At 37.1% G+C, this 20,078-nt stretch carries 17 protein-coding genes; 10 read left to right on the forward strand and 7 right to left on the reverse strand.

All coding sequences use genetic code 11. The annotated features are described in order from the left end of the window. Positions 1-150: 150 nt before the first annotated feature. Together NZD88_RS02690 and NZD88_RS02695 are read left to right on the forward strand one after the other, a co-directional pair. Positions 151-828: a YceI family protein gene (locus tag NZD88_RS02690; RefSeq protein WP_259827236.1), complete on the forward strand. Its 678-nt coding sequence runs from the start codon at positions 151-153 to the stop codon at positions 826-828. A gap of 105 nt (positions 829-933) precedes the next feature. Further along, a complete protein-coding gene (locus NZD88_RS02695; protein WP_259827238.1) occupies positions 934-1,212 on the forward strand; it encodes a DUF1294 domain-containing protein in 279 nt (92 codons plus the stop codon). A 102-nt stretch (positions 1,213-1,314) separates the two neighbouring features. Here the strand turns inward: NZD88_RS02695 and NZD88_RS02700 are convergent, their stop codons facing one another. Next, complete coding sequence (locus NZD88_RS02700; protein WP_259827240.1) at positions 1,315-2,955, reverse strand: hypothetical protein; 1,641 nt, start codon at positions 2,953-2,955, stop codon at positions 1,315-1,317. A gap of 305 nt (positions 2,956-3,260) precedes the next feature. On the opposite strand from NZD88_RS02700, the gene typA reads away from it, so the two are divergent. The 4 genes from typA to ychF all read left to right on the forward strand — a co-directional run bounded on the left by typA (position 3,261) and on the right by ychF (position 8,948). Then, positions 3,261-5,066, forward strand: a complete 1,806-nt coding sequence (typA, locus tag NZD88_RS02705; protein ID WP_259827241.1) for a translational GTPase TypA — start codon at positions 3,261-3,263, stop codon at positions 5,064-5,066. A gap of 125 nt (positions 5,067-5,191) precedes the next feature. Next, the gene (locus NZD88_RS02710; RefSeq protein WP_259827243.1) at positions 5,192-6,802 is read left to right on the forward strand and encodes a glycoside hydrolase family 10-like protein; all 1,611 of its coding nucleotides are present in this window, start codon (positions 5,192-5,194) and stop codon (positions 6,800-6,802) included. A 304-nt stretch (positions 6,803-7,106) separates the two neighbouring features. Beyond that, the gene (locus tag NZD88_RS02715; RefSeq protein ID WP_259827245.1) at positions 7,107-7,658 is read left to right on the forward strand and encodes a ferritin; all 552 of its coding nucleotides are present in this window, start codon (positions 7,107-7,109) and stop codon (positions 7,656-7,658) included. A 198-nt stretch (positions 7,659-7,856) separates the two neighbouring features. Next, positions 7,857-8,948, forward strand: coding sequence for a redox-regulated ATPase YchF (gene ychF, locus NZD88_RS02720; protein ID WP_259827246.1), 1,092 nt, complete (start codon positions 7,857-7,859; stop codon positions 8,946-8,948). Between the two features lie 113 nt (positions 8,949-9,061). On the opposite strand, the gene NZD88_RS02725 is transcribed toward ychF, so the two are convergent. Continuing rightward, complete coding sequence (locus tag NZD88_RS02725; protein WP_169234478.1) at positions 9,062-9,226, reverse strand: bacteriocin-like protein; 165 nt, start codon at positions 9,224-9,226, stop codon at positions 9,062-9,064. 151 nt (positions 9,227-9,377) lie between these two features. After that, entirely contained in the window at positions 9,378-9,539 is a 162-nt protein-coding gene (locus NZD88_RS02730) for a bacteriocin (RefSeq protein WP_169234477.1), read from the reverse strand. Positions 9,540-9,684: 145 nt separating this feature from the next. On the opposite strand from NZD88_RS02730, the gene NZD88_RS02735 reads away from it, so the two are divergent. The 3 genes from NZD88_RS02735 (at position 9,685) to cls (ending at position 13,119) form a co-directional block, all read left to right on the forward strand. Beyond that, positions 9,685-10,623: a helix-turn-helix domain-containing protein gene (locus NZD88_RS02735; RefSeq protein ID WP_259827248.1), complete on the forward strand. Its 939-nt coding sequence runs from the start codon at positions 9,685-9,687 to the stop codon at positions 10,621-10,623. Positions 10,624-10,723: 100 nt separating this feature from the next. Further along, the gene (locus NZD88_RS02740; RefSeq protein WP_259827250.1) at positions 10,724-11,488 is read left to right on the forward strand and encodes an SDR family NAD(P)-dependent oxidoreductase; all 765 of its coding nucleotides are present in this window, start codon (positions 10,724-10,726) and stop codon (positions 11,486-11,488) included. Between the two features lie 167 nt (positions 11,489-11,655). Further along, complete coding sequence (gene cls / locus NZD88_RS02745) at positions 11,656-13,119, forward strand: cardiolipin synthase (protein WP_259827252.1); 1,464 nt, start codon at positions 11,656-11,658, stop codon at positions 13,117-13,119. A 4-nt stretch (positions 13,120-13,123) separates the two neighbouring features. Here the strand turns inward: cls and NZD88_RS02750 are convergent, their stop codons facing one another. Continuing rightward, positions 13,124-14,272 (reverse strand): methionine aminotransferase, encoded by a 1,149-nt coding sequence (locus tag NZD88_RS02750; RefSeq protein ID WP_259827253.1) that lies wholly within the window; start codon positions 14,270-14,272, stop codon positions 13,124-13,126. A gap of 120 nt (positions 14,273-14,392) precedes the next feature. Then, the gene (locus tag NZD88_RS02755; RefSeq protein ID WP_259827255.1) at positions 14,393-15,634 is read right to left on the reverse strand and encodes a T9SS type A sorting domain-containing protein; all 1,242 of its coding nucleotides are present in this window, start codon (positions 15,632-15,634) and stop codon (positions 14,393-14,395) included. A gap of 260 nt (positions 15,635-15,894) precedes the next feature. On the opposite strand from NZD88_RS02755, the gene NZD88_RS02760 reads away from it, so the two are divergent. Further along, positions 15,895-16,431 (forward strand): DUF2867 domain-containing protein, encoded by a 537-nt coding sequence (locus NZD88_RS02760; RefSeq protein WP_259827256.1) that lies wholly within the window; start codon positions 15,895-15,897, stop codon positions 16,429-16,431. A 32-nt stretch (positions 16,432-16,463) separates the two neighbouring features. On the opposite strand, the gene NZD88_RS02765 is transcribed toward NZD88_RS02760, so the two are convergent. Together NZD88_RS02765 and NZD88_RS02770 are read right to left on the reverse strand one after the other, a co-directional pair. Then, complete coding sequence (locus tag NZD88_RS02765) at positions 16,464-17,195, reverse strand: LytR/AlgR family response regulator transcription factor (RefSeq protein WP_259827257.1); 732 nt, start codon at positions 17,193-17,195, stop codon at positions 16,464-16,466. Continuing rightward, on the reverse strand, positions 17,164-20,022 hold the full coding sequence (locus tag NZD88_RS02770) for a sensor histidine kinase (RefSeq protein ID WP_259827259.1): 2,859 nt from the start codon (positions 20,020-20,022) through the stop codon (positions 17,164-17,166). Before NZD88_RS02770 ends, NZD88_RS02765 begins: the two co-directional genes overlap by 32 nt. Between the last annotated feature and the right edge of the window lie 56 nt (positions 20,023-20,078).

Consider the following 20,078-nt stretch of genomic DNA (forward strand, 5'->3'; position numbering starts at 1 on the left):
CATTTTTTACTATTTCTCTTCCACAATAGGGCGTAAAAAATAAAAATTATGATTTCTTGATGTATGTTAAGAGAATATCTGAGAAGGTTTTTATACTTTTGACTCTTCAAATTTAAAATTTTAATTAAATTTTTTAAACAATAAAATAATATGAAAAAACTTAGTGTAATTGCATTAGTAGGAGTAGGATTGCTTGCAGCATCATGTAATAAAGATAAATCAGCAGGTACTGCGTCTACAGCTACAGAGCAGACAGTAGCTGAAAGCAAAGGAGAAGTATTGCCAGTGGATATTGCTACTTCTGTAGTAAACTGGAAAGCTTTTCACAAAGGAGGAATGGCTCCTCGTTGGGGAACACTTAGCGTAAAATCAGGAGATTTAAGCGTTGAAGGTGGTCAGCTTTCTGCAGGAAACTTTGTGATCGATATGAATTCTATCAAAGTAGATCCGGCTTCAGTAACAGAAAAAGATAAAAAACCTGCAGATTTGGAGGCGCACTTAAAAAATCCTGATTTCTTTGATACGGCAAAAAATCCTACATCAGATTTCAAAATTACAAGTGTTACAGACTTAAAAGATGCACCTAAAGACGCTGTTGCAGGCGCTAATAAAACAGTAAGCGGAAACCTTACATTATCAGGAAAAACAATCAATGTAACTTTCCCTGCTAAAGTAGATGTAACGGATAATTCAGCAGCAGTTCAGGCTAAATTTACGGTAAACAGAGCAGATTGGGGAATCAAGTTTGGTACTTCAGAAACAGATCCAGCAGAATGGATGATCAGCAAAGACATCGAGATTGCTGTTGATGTAAAGGCTAAAAAATAAATTGTTAGATAATACAAATACTGAGAGCTGCTTTCTTATGAAGGCAGTTTTTTTTATGGAGGCTGTGGTAATCAAAGCACCATCTAATTCATTACTTTTGCACCAATGATATACATTCTACTCATAATAAACCTTTTCACCTTCCTTATTTTTGGCTGGGACAAAAGGCTTTCCATTAAACATAAAAGAAGGATTTCGGAAAGTACACTTTTAGGATTCGCTTTTATAGGTGGAACCTTGGGCGCAATTTTAGGAATGCTTATCTTCAGGCATAAAGTGTCAAAAAAATCTTTTTTGCTGAAGTTTGTTGGAGTGGTTTTGCTTCAGGTACTTTTTATTTATATAGTTTGGACTACTGGTCTCTGCCATAAATTTTTTGGATAGAAAAATATTCATGTGAAGGTAATTGAAGATTGGTGTATGAAATTAACGTAATATTTTAATGTTCATTCATAAAAAAAACACCTCAAAATGAGGTGTCTTCCGTTATACAATAAGTTGTACATTTCCCTGAATGATATAGCTGAGATCAGGTTCATTGAATCCTGTTATTTTAATAACCAGGAACCCGTTTTCGTTCTCAATAGAGGTTATCTGTGAATTCCCAACGTCTTTTGCAGACAGGTTTTTGCCAAAAACATCACCATAAAACCATCTTCCCAAAGAGTAGGTTGCTACATAGATATTATACTTGGCAAACATCATATATTCCTGAAATTTAATTTTAGTTGTGATTTTTATTCCAAAATTGGAGGGATCATTTCCCATCAGTTCATGAGTACAGTCTGGAATATAGCCGGCTTTTCCGTCTCCGACATCTCCGCTTCTCGTTACAGGAATAACACCGAATTGCCTTTTTACATTACCAATGGCTTTAGTGTCAGTGGCTTTAATCTGCCCATAAGAAGATATAATGTTATGATCTCCTACGATCCAGTTTGCAGGAAGGCTTCCATCTCCTTCGTATGTAGGAAGTGAGTAATGAATATAGTTTCTAGGTTGGGAAATATCCATAAGTCCATTATATGTATTATAACCTATTATAACATTATTTTGGTCTTTAATTGGTAGAATACCACCTATATTTACGATTGTATTATTTTTCCATTCACCGGTAATTTGACCATTAACACCTCCTGAAGCAGGAGCCTTCACCCCAATCAGAGGTTTGTCAACATAATTAAAATAACCTCCGGTAATTTCAAAATTACCATATTGAACATCAAACAGATCAATTGCGTTAAATATTGCTTCAGCATATATTCCTTTAATAACTATTCCTAAACAATCATCTTTGAATTTGAATCCTGTTTGTCCCCCTTCTACAGTTGGTGAGATTAGTGTTGTAGCCGTAGTTCCTCCCTGAAATAAGAAGCCAAAATCTTTGGTAGCCGATACTCTTTCTAATAGAAGTGCATTGTTTTGCCCTAAAAACTGATACGCATACTGATTGCTGTTTTTACCAGAAGACATAATGTTTTTCATGCTGGTGTAAAAACAGTCTAAAAATTTCCACGAAACCTCACAGTCTGTAAATTTAATATTTTCTAAACTTGAACCATGGCAAAAATTAAAGAAATCTAAACCTACAGCACAGTTTTCAAAATTAGCATCTTTTATATGAGAGAAAGTTATAATATGCTTTTCTGTGCCAGTGCTGTGATTACTGATCAAACTGTTATTGTCCCGATAGGCTGTTTTCAAAATAGTATTTGTCCCGTCTCCTTTAAAAGTGGAACCATTGCAATAAAAACATACTTTATTTGTAATGAATATAGATTGTTTTATATAATATTTTTTATTATTTCCAAATAATAATATGCCTCCGCCCTTAGAAGCTAAATATAAGACAGCTTTGTTAATATTTTCCGTATCGTCTACAGTTCCATTGCCTTTTACTCCGAAAATAGCCACATTTAAAGGTTTTGTGCTTTCGGAGACAGTCCTATTTAAATAATATAGGCCATTTCTGTTTCTGTTTACAATTTCGTCAAAATACACACTTGTAGTAGGTGTATATATTCTATCATAAATATGGGGTTCATAAGTAAACTCATCAATCAGTTCTATTCTATCTGTATCAGGGATGGTACTAGAAGGTGAGAAAAATTCATTGGTAAAAATCATAAATTTTGTTTTTTTGATGTTAATAAATTTTGTTTCCTGCAGGAAATCTATAAAGCAAAAGTAGGGGTGTACAACGACAGAACTCGTCGTATTATTTATTGTTTCAAAAAATATAGAGATGATTACTCTTTTAAACTTAATCTTGTATTTTTAATTTATCATGGGGAAAATATTATAAATGATTCTATTTTAGGGCTTTAACGAGTGTTTTTGTTTAACACTCTCATTATGAATTTGTTAATTAATTTATATTCTTGCTTATTATTCATTAGAAATCACTATTTTTGCACCCGTAAAAATCATTCATGCAAAACATTAGAAATATTGCGATTATCGCACACGTTGACCACGGGAAGACGACTTTGGTTGACAAGATTATTCATGCTACAAACATTTTCAGAGAAAATCAGGAAAGTGGAGAATTAATAATGGATAATAACGATCTTGAAAGAGAAAGAGGTATTACCATTCTATCTAAAAATATTTCTGTTACTTATAAAGACGTTAAAATTAACGTAATCGATACTCCTGGTCACGCCGATTTTGGTGGGGAAGTAGAGAGAGTTTTAAAAATGGCGGACGGAGTAATCTTGTTGGTGGATGCCTTTGAAGGGCCAATGCCTCAAACAAGATTCGTACTTCAGAAAGCTTTGGAATTAGGACTTAGACCATTGGTAGTAATCAACAAAGTAGATAAGCCAAACTGTCGTCCTGAAGAAGTTCATGACAAAGTATTTGATTTATTCTTTGCTCTTGAAGCAACTGAAGAGCAGTTGGATTTCCCAACATTCTACGGTTCTTCTAAGCAAGGTTGGTTCAACACTTCATTAGAGCAAACAGAAGATATTTTCCCATTATTAGACGGTATCTTACAATATGTTCCAGAACCGAAAGTTGAAGAAGGAAACTTACAGATGCAGATTGTTTCTCTAGACTTTTCTTCTTTCTTAGGAAGAATTGCTATCGGAAAAGTAATCAGAGGAGAGATCAAAGAATCTCAGTGGATCGGTTTAGCTCAGGCAGACGGTAAAATATTGAAAGGAAAAGTAAAAGAATTGTACGTTTTTGAAGGATTAGGTAAGAAAAAAGTTACTGAAGTAAAAGCCGGAGATATCTGTGCTGTGGTAGGTTTTGATGCTTTCCAGATCGGTGATTCTTTCGTAGATCTTGAAAATCCTGAACCATTGCCAAGAACTTCTATTGATGAGCCAACGTTGAATATGACGTTCTCTATCAACAATTCACCTTTCTTTGGTAAAGACGGTAAATTCGTTACTTCAAATCACCTGAAAGAAAGATTGTATAAAGAATTAGAGAAAAACTTAGCATTAAGAGTTGAACAAACTGGTGATGCAAACACTTTCTTAGTATTCGGTAGAGGTATTCTTCACTTGTCAGTTTTAATTGAAACAATGAGAAGAGAAGGGTATGAAATGACAATTGGTCAGCCACAGGTTATCTTGAGAGAAATCGACGGAGAAAAATGTGAGCCTTATGAATCATTAGTTGTTGATGTTCCTGAAGAATTTGCTTCCAGAGTTATTGATTTGGCAACTCAGAGAAAAGGAGATCTTCACATTATGGAAACTAAAGGTGAAATGCAGCATATGGAATTCGAAATTCCTTCAAGAGGTTTGATCGGATTGCGTTCTCAGATGTTGACTGCTACTGCTGGTGAAGCTATTATGGCTCACCGTTTCACAGAATACAAACCTTTCAAAGGTGCAATTCCGGGAAGAAGTAATGGCGTTTTGGTAAGTAAAGGTCAAGGTCCAGCTACAGAATATTCTATTGCGAAATTACAGGATAGAGGTAAGTTCTATGTTGATCCGGGCGAGGAGATCTATGCAGGCATGATCATTGGTGAACAAAACAAACCAGGAGATTTGGTTATCAATATTGTAGAAGCAAAACAATTAAATAATATCCGTGCTGCAGGTAAAGATAAAGATGGTGGAGTTGCTCCAAAAATCTTGTTCTCACTAGAAGAATGTATGGAATATATCCAGAGTGATGAAGCGATCGAAGTAACGCCAAACTTCATCAGAATGAGAAAGAAAATCCTTTCTGAAGAAGAAAGAAGAAGAATAGAAAGATCAGCGAAAGCGTAAGAAATTCTTATATAGTAGAAAAGCCTCGAATTTTTCGGGGCTTTTTTTATGAGACTATGTCTTAAAATGTTTATTTTGGCATAATAATCTCTTAGAAAAAATAAATTTAAAGTAGTTTGCAGACGATGAGAATGAATATTATAAAACTTACTGTTTTTGCCGGAGTTTTTGCATCATATACCAGTTGCTCCGTACAGAACAATACAGTAAAAACAGCACCGACTAAGAATACAGCCAAGCCAAACAGCAATACATCAAAACCTAAAGAGCCCGTTACCACAACAAAACCTGTAACAGTAATACCTCCAACTGACGAAAACTTCAGAACCACACTTCCTGAAGTTAAAAGAGAATTCCGTGCAGCCTGGATTGCAAGTGTAGCCAATATCAACTGGCCGTCAAGAAATGATTTAACGGTCGACCAGCAGAAAGCAGAAGCCATAAGCATGCTCGATATGCTTAAAGACAATAACTTCAACGCAGCGATCTTCCAGATCAGACCTTCCGCAGATGCGCTGTATACAAGCAATATAGAGCCATGGTCATACTTTCTGACCGGACAGACAGGAACAGCTCCGTATCCCAATTATGATCCCCTTCAGTTCTGGATTGAAGAAGCTCATAAAAGAGGCCTGGAACTTCATGTCTGGTTAAATCCTTACCGTGCCCATCATTCCAACGGAGGTGCTGTAAACAGCCTTTCTATGGCCAACAAGCTTTCCGATATTGTGATTAAATTAAAGAACGGAATGTATTGGTTTGATCCGGCTAATCCAAAAACTCAGGGCCACGTTTCCAATGTTGTAAAAGATATTGTGAAAAGATATGATATCGATGCTGTACATTTTGATGATTACTTCTATCCGTATGCTACCTACAACAGGGGAGCCGATTTTCCGGATAATGCAAGCTGGAATGAATATCTGAGAAACGGCGGAACATTATCGAGAGCCGACTGGAGAAGGGATAATGTCAACAGATTTGTTGAACGGATTTATAAAGAAATTCATGCAGAGAAAAACTATGTGAGATTCGGGATCAGCCCGTTTGGGATCTGGAAACCGGGATATCCGGCAGGAATCGTAGGTTCGTCTCAATATGATGAACTGTATGCTGATGCTAAATTATGGCTGAATAAAGGTTGGGTAGATTACTTTTCACCACAGCTCTATTGGCCTATCGATTCAAAAGGGCAGGGCTTTGAAGCATTATTGAACTGGTGGAAATCTGAAAATACCATGAACCGCCACTTGTGGCCGGGACTCAATACCGTGGAGATTAAAGTATCCGACCGTCCTACGGAAATTAAAAATCAGATTGAAATATCCAGACAGATCTTAAAGAACGATGCCGGAGAAATTCACTGGAGTATTGCAGGGCTTACCAAAAATTCCAATATGCTTCCTGTCTTGAAAAACGGACCATACAAAGAAAAAGCTCTTGTGCCGAAAACACCATGGATCAAGACAGCTTCACTGCAGACGCCTACAATATTTGTGACAGACAATGGGAGTTCCGCAAGAATCAGCTGGAGCAGCAAAAATATAGGAGACGTATTCCAATGGGTACTTTTCACTCAATACAACGGAGTCTGGGAAACAGAAATCCTGACATTGGACACCCTTTCAAAAGATGTTCCGAAAAATAAAGAAGGTAGAAAATTAAATGCAGTCGCTATAAAAGCCGTTGACAGGCTCGGAAACGAAAGTGATTATATGGCGAAGAAAGTAAAGTAATTGTTTGATGAAGAATTCAGTCTGCCGATTTGAGAATTTGATAAAAAAAAGGAGCTCAATCTACTGGAGATAAAAAAATCATCTGGACAAAAATAAAAGCTTTCGCGCCTTTGCACATCACGAAAATAATGAAACCAGTTCCTGAAAAGAGCTGGGTTTTTATTTTAGAATAGCTATAAATTAAACATCTAATCAATTTTAAATCAATAACTTAAAAACAGATTGGAATTTATCAGAAGAAAAATGAAACAGTGGCGGAACCATTTTTGCATTATTATTTCCATAATCACAAAAATATACCATTATGAATACCAACAGACTTTCCGCGACTATTGAAAAAGCACTAAGTGATCAGATGAACAAAGAAATTCATGCATCACACATTTTTCTATCTTATGGAATATGGGCAGATGACAAAGGATATCAGGGAATTGCCAACTTCCTTTACAGACATTCGCAGGAAGAAAGAAACCATTCCATTAAATTCATGGAATATGTATTGAACAGAGGCGGAAAACCAAAAGTAGATACTATTCCGGCTCCCCCGGCAGATCCTGAATCCCTAACAGCTTGTTTTGACGCAGTCTTTAAACATGAAGTAGATAATACCACAGCGATTTACAAAATTGTAGATATGTCATTGGAAGAAAAAGATTGGGCAACCTGGAATTTCATGCAGTGGTTTGTTCAGGAACAGATCGAAGAGGAAACTCTTGCTGCCAGCCTCATCGATAAATTGAAAATTGCAGGTGGCGACAGAGCAACAGATGAATCTTTATTTACTTTAGATAAAACATTGCAAAATGCACCGAACGATGTCCCGCTCGCTCAGGATGCTACCGGAGATAACCCATAAAAATCGATCGATGAACAAAAATTGATTGAAAATCTGTCAGAATTTTGGCAGATTTTTTTATTATGAATCTCCCTTTAAAATCACTACCTTTGCAGGCTGAAAGTTCAGTGGTCTATAATTGATAAAAGACCAACTTTGAAATAGGAGACCCTGAACCCTGAACAGTATCATTGAACATTAAACTTTGAATTTTACAATATGAAATGTGGAATTGTAGGCCTTCCGAATGTAGGTAAATCAACTCTTTTTAACTGCTTAAGCAATGCTAAAGCGCAGTCAGCAAACTATCCTTTCTGTACCATAGAACCGAACTTAGGAACGGTATCTGTACCGGATCAGAGACTGTTTGAACTGGAAAAATTAGTTAATCCGGAGAGAGTATTGCCGGCTGTAGTTGAAATCGTTGACATTGCTGGTCTTGTAAAAGGGGCAAGCAAAGGAGAAGGATTGGGAAATCAGTTCCTGGCCAATATCCGCGAATGTGAAGCAATTATCCATGTTTTAAGATGTTTCGACAACGGTAACATTATCCATGTTGAAGGTTCTGTAGATCCGATGAGAGATAAAGAAATTATCGACATCGAGTTACAGTTGAAAGACCTTGAAACACTAGGAAAAGCGGTTGATAAAGCTAAAAAATTCATCAAATCCGGAAAGAAAGATGATATCCTTGTCTATGAAACCCTTCAAAACCTGGAGAAGTTTATTGAGGACGGGAAAAATGCAAGAGAATTTCCTGTTAATGATATGACTCAGGCTATTATTGATGATATCCAGCTTTTAACCAAAAAGCCTGTATTATATGTGTGCAACGTAGACGAAAACTCTATCAAAAACGGAAACGAATGGATAGAAAGGATCGAAACGATGGCTAAAAACGAAGGAGCAGAAGTAGTGGTATTGGCAGCACAGATCGAGGCAGACATCAATGAACTTGAAACGTTTGAAGAGAGAGAAATCTTCCTTGACGAGCTTGGTCTTGAAGAGCCTGGAGTAAACCGTCTGATCAGAAAAGCATACGACTTATTGAAACTTCAGACTTACTTTACAGCTGGAGTAAAAGAGGTAAGAGCATGGACGATCGGGCAGGGCTGGACAGCGCCTCAGGCAGCAGGTGTGATCCATACAGATTTCGAAAAAGGGTTTATCCGTGCAGAAGTAATCAAGTACAATGACTATGTAACCTATGGTTCTGAAGTAAAAATCAAAGAAGCCGGAAAACTTTCTGTAGAAGGTAAAGAATATATCGTTCAGGATGGGGACATCATGCACTTTAGATTCAACGTATAAGAATATATTAAAGTTCGTTATAAGAAAAACGCTTCCCAATCTATACGGGAAGCGTTTTTTGCTTAAATAATCACTCTTTTAGGGGAGCGGTTATTTCATATTATTTCTTGCTTTTAGAATAAACGATCAATAGGATCTATTATAATCAGCTGGCACTGCTGTTCTGCACAGCCTCTTCCATATTTCATGCATTCTCCCGTAGCTGGATCAATGCACATCTCTTTTCCGCCAACAATTGTTCTTAATTCTCTTTTGTTCAGTTTTTTTAAATTTTTCATGATCTTTGATTTTTAGTGAATTAGTTTGAAAACTAAGATAGGAAAATATTTACATATATCACCTAATGAAGAAAATTGATACTAAAATTATAGTTGATGTCTAAAAGGACAGAAAAAACCGTCCAGCTAGTGAACGGTTTTTAATTCTTTATTAAGGCTCTATTCCTGGTCTGCATTGTAGCTGTGCACAGCCGATTGATATTTTTCTACAACCTCCTGTCATAGGATCAATGCAGTCCATTAGTCCACCGGTAATACTTCTTAACTGTTTTTTGTTCAGTTTTTTTCCTTTTGGTAAATCTTGATTTTTCATTGTTTGATTTTTAGTGAATTAGTTTAAAAACTAAGGTAATAAAAATATTGACATGTATATCACTTCATGAAGAAAAAAGAGAACTATTTTTTTCATTTTCAAATCCTTCGAACTTTGTATATTTGAATTTTACAAACCGTCAGTTATGGAAAAGATCGCACATGCATCCCTTGAAGATTTTTATAGAGAGATGGCCGCCAAACTCGGAAAAGACCTTGAAAGTATTTTTCCAACGGGGCTCCATAAAGACATCGGACACTTTAATGTATTCGATATCAGACAAACGATAGAAAGGGTAAAAATAACTTCGGAAATGCCCTACAACAGGAGGAAATACTATAAAATCAGTCTGATCAGGGGACGAAACAGAGCAGAATATGCAGACAAAATCATTGCCATTAAGAAAAATGCTTTACTGTTTGCCACTCCCAAAGTCCCGTACCACTGGGTGCCCGAAGATCCGGATCAGTCGGGAAGTTTCTGTGTGTTTACAGAAGACTTTTTTATTAAAGCACAATCTCAGTTCTCATTAGAAGAATTACCCATATTTCAGCCGGGAAATGTTCCGGTATTTGAAATTGAAGATGAGTTGGCAGATGAAATAGAAGCACTTTTTGCCAGGATAAAAAAAGAAATAGCTTCCGATTATGTTTTCAAATATGATCTGATCAGAAACTACGTCCTGGAACTGATTCACTATGGACAGAAGCTGCAGCCTGCCGCCAAGCTTTCTGCTTCAAATGATGTTTCGCTAAGGGTAGTCTCGTTATTCATAGAACTTCTGGAACGGCAGTTTCCCATTGAATCTTCAGAACAGAGGCTGCAGATGAAAACAGCAAAAGATTATGCGGATCGTCTTGCTGTGCATGTGAATTATTTAAACAAAAAATTAAAAGAAAGTACCGGAAAGACAACCACTGAACTCATTGCAGACCGTATGATTCAGGAAGCTAAAATCCTGCTTCGACAGACCAAATGGAATGTTTCTGAGATTTCCTATGCACTAGGTTTTGAAGAATTGGCCCACTTTTCCAATTTTTTTAAAAGAAAAACATCATTTACCCCAATGGAATTTCGCTCATGATTTGAATTTTGCAAATTTCAGATTGATTCAGGCAACCGTTTCTTCTGCAGAATTTTCCAACTTTGTACCATTAAATATTTACAATAAATAATATAAAAAGATGAATACAAAAACAAAAATTGCACTTGTAACCGGCGGAAGCCGCGGACTTGGAAAAAATGCAGCCCTTAAGATCGCTCAAAAAGGATTAGATGTTATTATTACTTATAAAAGCAGCAAAGAAGAAGCAGATGCTGTAGTTAACGAAATACAGGCAATGGGTCAGAAAGCAGCTGCTTACCAGCTGGATACCAGAGATGTAAAAAGCTTTGATGCATTTGTGAAAAAGATTACCGATCATTTGGAAACTGAAACGGGAAGCTCAAACATTGATTTTCTTATCAACAATGCCGGAACAGCTTTATATGCTCCTCTTGTGGAAACTACAGAAGAGCAGTTTGATGATATGGTCAATGTCCACATCAAAGGGGTTTTCTTTCTGACTCAGAAAATGATTCCTTTCATGAATGATGGTGGCGGAATTATTAATATCTCATCAGGACTGGCAAGATTTGCCCTGTCGGGATCATCCGTTTACGGTTCTATGAAGGCAGGGGTTGAAATGCTGACCAGATACATGGCAAAAGAATTGGGACCGCGTAAGATCAAAGCTAATGTTATTGCACCGGGAGCTATTGAAACCGATTTCGGAGGTGGAAGAACCAGAGACGATCAAAACGTAAATTCAATGATCTCCAATAGTACAGCTTTAGGAAGAGCCGGACTTCCGGATGATATCGGAGGTGTAGTCGCTTTCCTGTGTACAGAAGATGCAGGCTGGATCAACGGACAGAGAATTGAGGCTTCCGGAGGAATGTTTTTATAGAAGAAGAATAGTAAGACAGATTCATTTGCTCATATCATTGCGAAGTGCGAAGCAATCTCCATTTCACATACAACCAGTTCTGAAAAAGGACTGGTTTTTTTATTTTTTCTTTTCCATTTAAACCATTCACCTTTTTACTACCTTTAATATCCACAAAGTTCCAAAATATGCTTAAAGAATTTTTCGGTCAGTTTCCCTATGCCCTTTTCGGACTAGAAGTTCTTTATCTTGTTGGAATTATTTTTCTGGCAGGTAAGATTATCATGGATACCAGGAATGCAAGTAAGACGCTGGCTTATCTCATGCTGATCATTTTTTTCCCCGTGGTGGGAGTGATCATCTACTTTGTTTTTGGTGTCAACTACAGAAAAAATAAATTCTATACTTTTAAAATAGAACGCAACGAACAGGTTTATAAGGTAGTAAGTTCCTACATCCGGGAAACTCATCATAAAACCCTGGAAAGTCATAAAAAGCAGATGGAGCAATTTTCGACAACGGTCAATTTTCTTTATAATGCAGGTCATTCCCCGGTATCGGAGGGAAATTATGCGGAAATACTGATCAATGGAGAAGGTAAATTTGATAAAGTCTTTGAAGTTCTTGAAAAAGCAGTTCATCACATTCATCTTGAGTATTATATTTATGATAATGACAGAATAGGAAACAGGCTTGCCGATTTGCTGATCAAAAAGGCTGGAGAAGGAGTGAAAGTCCGTTTTCTGTATGATGATATGGGAAGTGGGAAAATTGGAGGTAATCTTTTAAAAAGGCTAAGGGACGCTGGAGTAGAAGTGTCTCCCGTTAATAAAATCAAATTCAGGATTCTGGCCAACAGGGTCAATTACAGGGATCACAGAAAGATCATTATTGTAGACGGAGCAGAAGTTTTTACAGGGGGAATCAATGTTTCGGATAAATATATTAATCCCAATTCCAAGCAGTATTGGAGGGATGTTCATCTGTATATGAAGGGAGAGGCTGCTTTTTATTTTCAGTTTTTATTTTTCAGCAACTGGATCTTTGCAACAGAGAAAATGCCTGAGATCTCCCAGCTTTATTTTAAAAAAACAGAAGAGGCTGGTACTTCCCTTATTCAAACAGCAGCCAGCGGACCGGATACCAAACCTTCTATTATGTTGAGTACCGCATCGGCAGTGCTTTCAGCCAAAAAAAGGATATATATTGTGACCCCTTATTTTATTCCGGTTGAAACCGTATTCGACGCGATCAAGCAGACCGCACTTTCCGGAGTGGATGTAAGATTGATGGTTCCTAAATCCGGTGATTCTGTAGTGGTCAATGCGGCAGCTTATTCTTATTATGAAGAGCTTTTGGAGAATAATGTGAGGGTTTTCTTTTACAAAAAAGGGTTTATCCATGCTAAAACAATGCTTATCGATGATATTTTTTCATCCGTTGGAACAGCCAATATGGATGTCAGAAGTCAGGAGCTGAATTTTGAGGTCAACGCTTTGGTTTTTGATCAAAAGATCAACGGAAAACTTCAGGACCTATTTCACGAAGATATGAATGACTGCGAGGAAATTACCCTTGATTCATGGAAGAAAAGGCCAAAATACAAAGTCTTCTTTGAGCATCTGGCCAGACTGCTTTCTCCGCTTATCTAAAGGCTCAGAGTTTGGAAAGGTTTTCTATTGCCCTTTCTAAAGTTTCCTGTTTTTTTGCAAAACACAATCTGATGACGTGATCATTTCTCTTGTTTTTATAAAACGATGAAAAAGGAACACTCGCCACTTTATGATTAATCGTCAGCTCAGAAGCGAAATCAAAATCATTCTTATCAGAAATTTTATCATAGGTAAGCGCCTGGAAATAGGTTCCTTCACAATCCAGAAGACCAAAAGATGTTCCGGCAAGTCCTTTTCTCAGAAAATCTCTTTTTTCCTGGAAGAAAGTATTCAGATAATTATAATGTTCGTCATTTTTCATGTATTCTGCCAGAGCCAGCTGAATAGGGGTGTTTACACAGAAAACATTGAACTGATGTACCTTCCTGAATTCGTCGGTGAGGTTTTTGGGAGCGGCACAGTAGCCTGTTTTCCAGCCTGTAACATGGAAGAGCTTTCCAAAGGAGGCAACAAGAAGACTTCTTTCTTTAAGCTCAGGATATTGACAGATGCTTAAATGCTGTTTTCCATCAAACACAATATTTTCATAGACTTCATCACTCAGAATAAGGATGGGAGTATCTTTTACAATCTTCACCAATTCCTGCAGGTCATTTTCCTTTAAGATCTTTCCTGAAGGATTGTTCGGATTATTCAGGATGATCATTTTGGTTTTGGCATTTACCAGACCTTTTACCGTATTCCAGTCGATCTCATAATCCGGAGCTTTCATTTCAAAACGTTTTACAATACCTCCGAAAAGCTCTACGGTAGGCTCATAACAGTCATAAGCCGGTTCAAAGATAATCACTTCATCATCTTTTTTCACAAAGGTGGCAATAGCTGTGAAAATAGCCTGGGTTCCTCCTGCAGTAACCGTTATTTCAGAATCCGGATGGTATATTGCCTGGTGGCTGTTCTCAATTTTTCTGGCGATCTCTTCCTTTAAGGGCATCATTCCTCCCAGCGGAGCATATTGATTAAATCCTTTTCTGATAAAGTGGTCTACGTGGTCCAGCAGTTCAGAGTCCGGCATGAAATCCGGAAATCCCTGAGAAAGGTTGATGGCCTCATTTTCATTGGCAAGCTGCGTCATCTGGCTGAAAATGGTAGTTCCTACATTAGAAAGTTTAGATAAAGGAAGTTGTATCATTAAAGGATCTTTTTATTTACTTCGAATTTAATTCATTTTTTGTAATCAGAAGCAGAAATTCCATAAAAAAGACTGTCCCATGTAAGGACAGTCTTTGAAGTTATATCATTTTATAAGACTTTATTTTGAAATCAGCAGTTTCTGTGAACTCGTGATATGTTCAGATTTCACTTCAACGATGTAAGCACCCTGTGCCAGCTTCTCCGTATTCAGGGTAAGGGTCTGGGGGCCGCTGTTGAGGATTTCAGATTTTTCAAGCAATACTTTCCCTGAAAAATCCATCAGTCTTACCGATACCAGTTCTCTTTTAGGAAGGTTGGTCTGTAGGTCTACATGGCTTTTAGCGGGATTAGGAACCATGATAATTCCTTTTTGTTCCTCTGCCTGAAGTTCTGTTTTAGCAATGTTCTCAAGATCGGAAAGTGGAGATTTCAATGCAATTGCTCCGCCTTCTTTTGTTGGTAAAGTGTCTCTTTTTGAGTAGCAGAATGTAAAACATCTTGTACATATGATCATTTTATCTTTCTTTTCAGTAACGCAGATCGTATACGTTCCGGGAGTAGTATACGTATGGCTTAGAGTAGATATAATATAAGGTGAAGAAGTTCCGTCACCCCATGCCACGGTATAAGTACTTCCCGGATTGTTAGGCGTAGAAACCAGAACAGGATTCATAAGGGTTAAGTTAGCGGTAGCCGTATTGGTTACGGTACTGAATGAAGTGTCAAGTTTAAAATCCGCAGTACATCCGTCACATGATTTCACACAGATATTATCGTACCATACTCTTTCGCTTGGGCTTGAGGTATAATCCGGAGATATCATAACAGCCGTGGAATTGTTCATAATGTTATTAAAATCAGCAGTCGTTACTGCTGAGCCCAGCGTCCATGTTCCATCCGAATTGCTTGGAAGGGTAGTTCCTGTACTATTAGCGATCGGTGCACGCACACGAACCCATCCGCTTCCTGGAGTTACGGTGACATTGGCTACAAAAGTAATATACTGATTGCCAGACATGATGTAGATGGTAGGGTGAATAGGAGCACCATAACCGCCATCTTTTTCAAGATAGAAATCAAAATAAAGACACTGGCCTAAAAATCTTTGTCCTAAATTTTTAAAATCAGAAGGATTGATATACCATGATCCGCCTGATTTATCATCAAGAATAATATACTGGGAACCATCCAGCGTATTCGGGGTACCGGCAGAAACGCCTACATTTCCGTTGGGATAAGGAGCAGGAGTCCAAAGTCCGGGAGGGTTATTAGGGTCATTAAAATCTGAACATGGTGCCTGTGCATTCACCATAAGGCATCCTAAAAGAAGATAAATAGTTAAAAAATACATTCTTACCATAATATTATATTGATTTTATACATCAAAAACCAACAAAAACTTTAAGGATTAATAGTTATTTTGGGTATAGGTTAAAATTAGAATAGTTTTTAAGATCTCTTTAATGTGAATTAATAAGTGAATACATTTTTCTAATAAGTGAAGCTTTGTTACTATTAATTGTAATTAAAAAAAGGAAAGCTGAGATTGCTCATTTCTTTTCTGAAGAAAGACACTTAGATTTGTGAGAACAAAGACTAAATTACCTTAAAATCAGTACCATGAAGATTAAGAAAACTGAATTTCCCAGAGGATCTGTTTTATCCGGAGAAAAAATAATATTTGACTATACGGACAGCTTTAAAGGAGAAGTATTAGATACTGAAGGAAATATCGGTACGGCGGAAATAGGCAGGGCTTTTTTCACCAGTACGCCTCAATGGGGAAAGAAAATGTTCGCTTTCAGAAACAGTATTGTTAAAACGTTCGGACTGAAAACCGGAGCAGACCACAACATACCACAATCGCCGGACGGTTTTAAACTTGAAGTAGGAGAGCAGGTCGGAATTTTCAAAATATTTGATAAGACTGACAACGAAATTATCATGGGTGAGAATGATAAACATCTTGATTTCAGAGTTTCTATTCTTTATGACAAAGCACAAAATAACAGCAAGGCAAACTTTTTAACGATTTCAACTACCGTGAAATACCACAATTGGTTGGGGATATTATATTTCCTTCCGGTTCGTCCTTTCCATCAACTAATTGTACAGGTTATGCTCAAAAAGATGATTGGAAAACTGGAAGGAAAATAAAAAGAAAGAAACGGGATTCCGGGCACCAGCTTTTATTCTAAATTTTCAATCTTCTGTAAGAAATCATTCTTTTTACGCACGGAAACATCCAGAACAGATTGATCTGCCATCACAACCTGTCCGCCCTTCCCCTTGATGTATTCTTTAAGGTGAAAAAGGTTGATCAGATGCTTATGATGAATCCTGAAAAAATTGTATTTCATAAGATGCTCTTCAAAATCATGCAGTGTTTTGGAAACAATGATCTTCGTTTTATCCGTAAGATAAAAGGTTGTATAGCTGGAGTCGGCTTCACAGCGGATGATATCGCTGATGTTGGTTAATTTAAACCCCTGAAGAGTGGGAAGGCTGATTTTATTCTCGTTTAAAGGAATTCCTGAAGAATTTTTATTTTTTTTTATGCTTTCCAAAACTTTATTGACTGCCATAATAAAATCCATCTTCTTAATGGGTTTCAGTAAATAATCTGCTGCACTGTTTTTAATCGCCTGAATGGCAAAATTTTCAAATGCTGTAATGAAAATGATCTGCGAATCTATTTCCCTGAATTTCGAAAGAAGATCAAAAGCAGTCCCGTCCTGCAGCTGCACATCCAGGAAAATAATGTCCGGTGAGTTTTTAGAAAGATAAATATACGCTTCTTCCACGCTTGATGCCTGAAATGCTATTTGGATCTCAGGAAATTCATTCTCCAGCAGAAGAGCAATATAATCTCTGCCGTCCTGCTCATCATCAATGATGCATACTTGTGTTTTGGTTTTCATAAGGTTTTATATAAAGTTTGATCTGGGTTCCCGGCCTCTGTTCTTTTTCAGACAGGTCATAGATTTCCAACAGGATATGAGTCTCAAAAAGCTGCCTGAATGTTTCAATTCTTTTCTGAGATAATTTTACCCCAAAAGAATCTGCTCTTTTCTGTTTTCCGCTGCCTATACCAATACCATTGTCCTCAATGATGACACAGAGTGAAGTTCCCGTATGGTCAAAAGATACCTGGATGTTTCCTTTTCTGTCTTTAAGACCTGCAATTCCGTGTTTTATAGAATTTTCTACAAAAGGCTGAATCAACAGGGAAGGGACCACCCAGTTTTCATTGACCTTTTCAGACAGCGTGATAGAATAATCAAACAGATCTTTCAGTCTGAGTTTTTCCATATTCAGATACAGGGAAAGGTATTCTGCTTCCTCTTTGATCGGCATAAATGTTTTCTCAGAATAATGCAGGGTTTTCCTGATCATTTGAGCAAATATTTCCAGATAATTTTCTGTTTCCCGGTAATCTTTTTTGTACAGTAAAAACTGAATAGAATTGAGGCAGTTATAAATAAAATGAGGATTGATCTGCGCTTTAATGGCCTGTAGCTCCAGCTCGGCGATCTTCTTTTCATAGTACAGGGTTTCCAGTTTTTTATTTCTTTTTTTCTGAAAATAAAGGGTAATAAGAATAAACAGGAAAGCAGTACCCAGGCTGATGATCATCAGTTTAAACCACCAGGTTTGCCAGAATTTAGGATGAATCTCAAAATGCAGTTCTGTAAAAGCGTAAGAACGTTTTCCGTTATACCCAATCCCGAAAACCTTAAATGTATAATTACCAGGTGGAAGAGAATAGATCGTAATTTTCTGCGAGTTGCTGGTTTGCCAGCCATTACTGAGACCCTCAATTTTATAACGGTAGCTTATTTTCCCCTGTGAGGTAAAATCCGGAAAACTGATATTGAAAGTGATGTCGTTATCCGGTGTTTGACCTGTTAATGGCAAATTGGTGTCAAAAATTTCTCTTCCTCCGATTACAATGGAGTTGACGATTACTTTTTTGTTGATGAATTTCTTCTGACTCATCAGATTTTTAACGGAAAGAATTCCTAGACCTTTTGACGTTCCCACGAAAATTGTATCGCCTGAGAGGACACATCCGGCGACTGAATTGGATGGCAGACCGTCTGTTTGTGTAAAATTATTAATCTTTACATCAGCTCCCTGAAGCTCTATTCTGCTGAGTCCGTAATTGGTACTTGCCCAGAATATATTTTTATTTTCAATTTCAATTTTTTTGATCTGATCGGTTGCCAAACCAATGCTTTCCGAAATTCTCCTGAGTACTTTAAAGTTATTAAAAAGCATGATCCCTTTGGCGTTGGTAGCCCCTACATAGAGATTATCCCTGAGTTTTTTAATATCTGTGAAATAATAGCCTTCCAGGAATAAGATTTTCTTTCTTGTGAATGTATTCACTTTATAAAGATCCTTAAAACTTCCGGCAAACAGACTGTCTCTGGTGTAAGGAAGCGCGGTATATATTCTTTCTTTACTGAGCACTTCGGTATAGTTTCCGGTTTGGTAATTGTACGCAATGAGGCCGTCTGACGTACAAAGAAGAATTGATCCCGGGGTATAAGGAACAATATTCTTCAAAAGAAAATCTTTTAAGAAATACTTTTCTTTGATTTGGGGATTATACTGTAAAAGACTTCTGGTAAGTCCAAATATGACGGTGTTTCCTTCGGAAAAGATCGCTTTATGTTCTATTTTAATGTTCTTTTCAAACACAAGATCTGTCACCTTTCCGTTGTGGTAAATGCCACTTTTCGCTTCATTGTAACCCAGGAAAATACCGCGGTCATTTTTGGCAATCGCTTTTATATTGGATGAATTGTTTTTGATGGGAAGATGGATGTAGTTTTTAAAAAACCGGTCAGCAATAAAAAACAGGCCATTGTTCCGGGTGGAAAACCAAGTATTATTGTCCTTATCCACCAGAATATCATTGATGATATAGTTTTCCATCATTTTGACAGGATCGGAAAGCTGATCGCCATCCAGCAATGACTGTTTAAAATAAAGTGTTCCACCTTCTTCCGGACAGAGCCAGAGCCGGTAGTTGTTGTCTATAACGATCCGGTGGATATTTTCCCTCGCTGTATAGCTTTTGAGCTTTTTGAAATAAAATTGGTTGTAAAGTTGATAAATATCTACTGTTCTTTTGTTTCTGAAAACGAAAATATCACCTTTTCGAATGATGGGGGTGTTTTTTTTGATTGAAACATTGCATTTGGTCTTCTTTTTAGTGATAATATTGTACGCCAGAATATTTCCCTTTGTTTCCTGACGGGACAAATACAGCATCTTATCTTTCATACTTAAGCCAAATGCATAATAAGGATCTGTAGTCGTGCTCTTGATGGCCAGAGGAATTCTGCTCACCTTTTCATTCCGATAGATAGAAATATTGTTAGGGTTATAGCTGGAAAACAAATAAAGAGAATTACCGTCAACATAGCCATCAGGATTATGGGTGAACTGAATTTTTTTCAGTTCACTGTTTGAATCCGAATTGATGATTCTTCCGTTTTTTAGATAGGCAAAATCATTCAGAAAAGGAACAATGAAAATTTCACCAGTCGGCAAAGGAATGCAGGACAGCACTTCAATATTTTTTAAACCGTGTTTATTATTGAAATGCTTAAATTCTTTTCCATCAAACCGAAACATCCCGTTATCGCTTCCCACCCAAAGAAATCCATTCCGGTCCTGGCTGACAGAGTAGGTATATGAATTATTCAGGCCATCCTCTTCATTATAATTGACCATTCCGGGAATTTGCGCAAAAAATAACGATGAGGATAACAAAATGAAAGAAAATAAGA

Source organism: Chryseobacterium pyrolae (genome assembly GCF_025153485.1).
In the GTDB taxonomy this organism is placed as follows: domain Bacteria; phylum Bacteroidota; class Bacteroidia; order Flavobacteriales; family Weeksellaceae; genus Chryseobacterium; species Chryseobacterium antibioticum.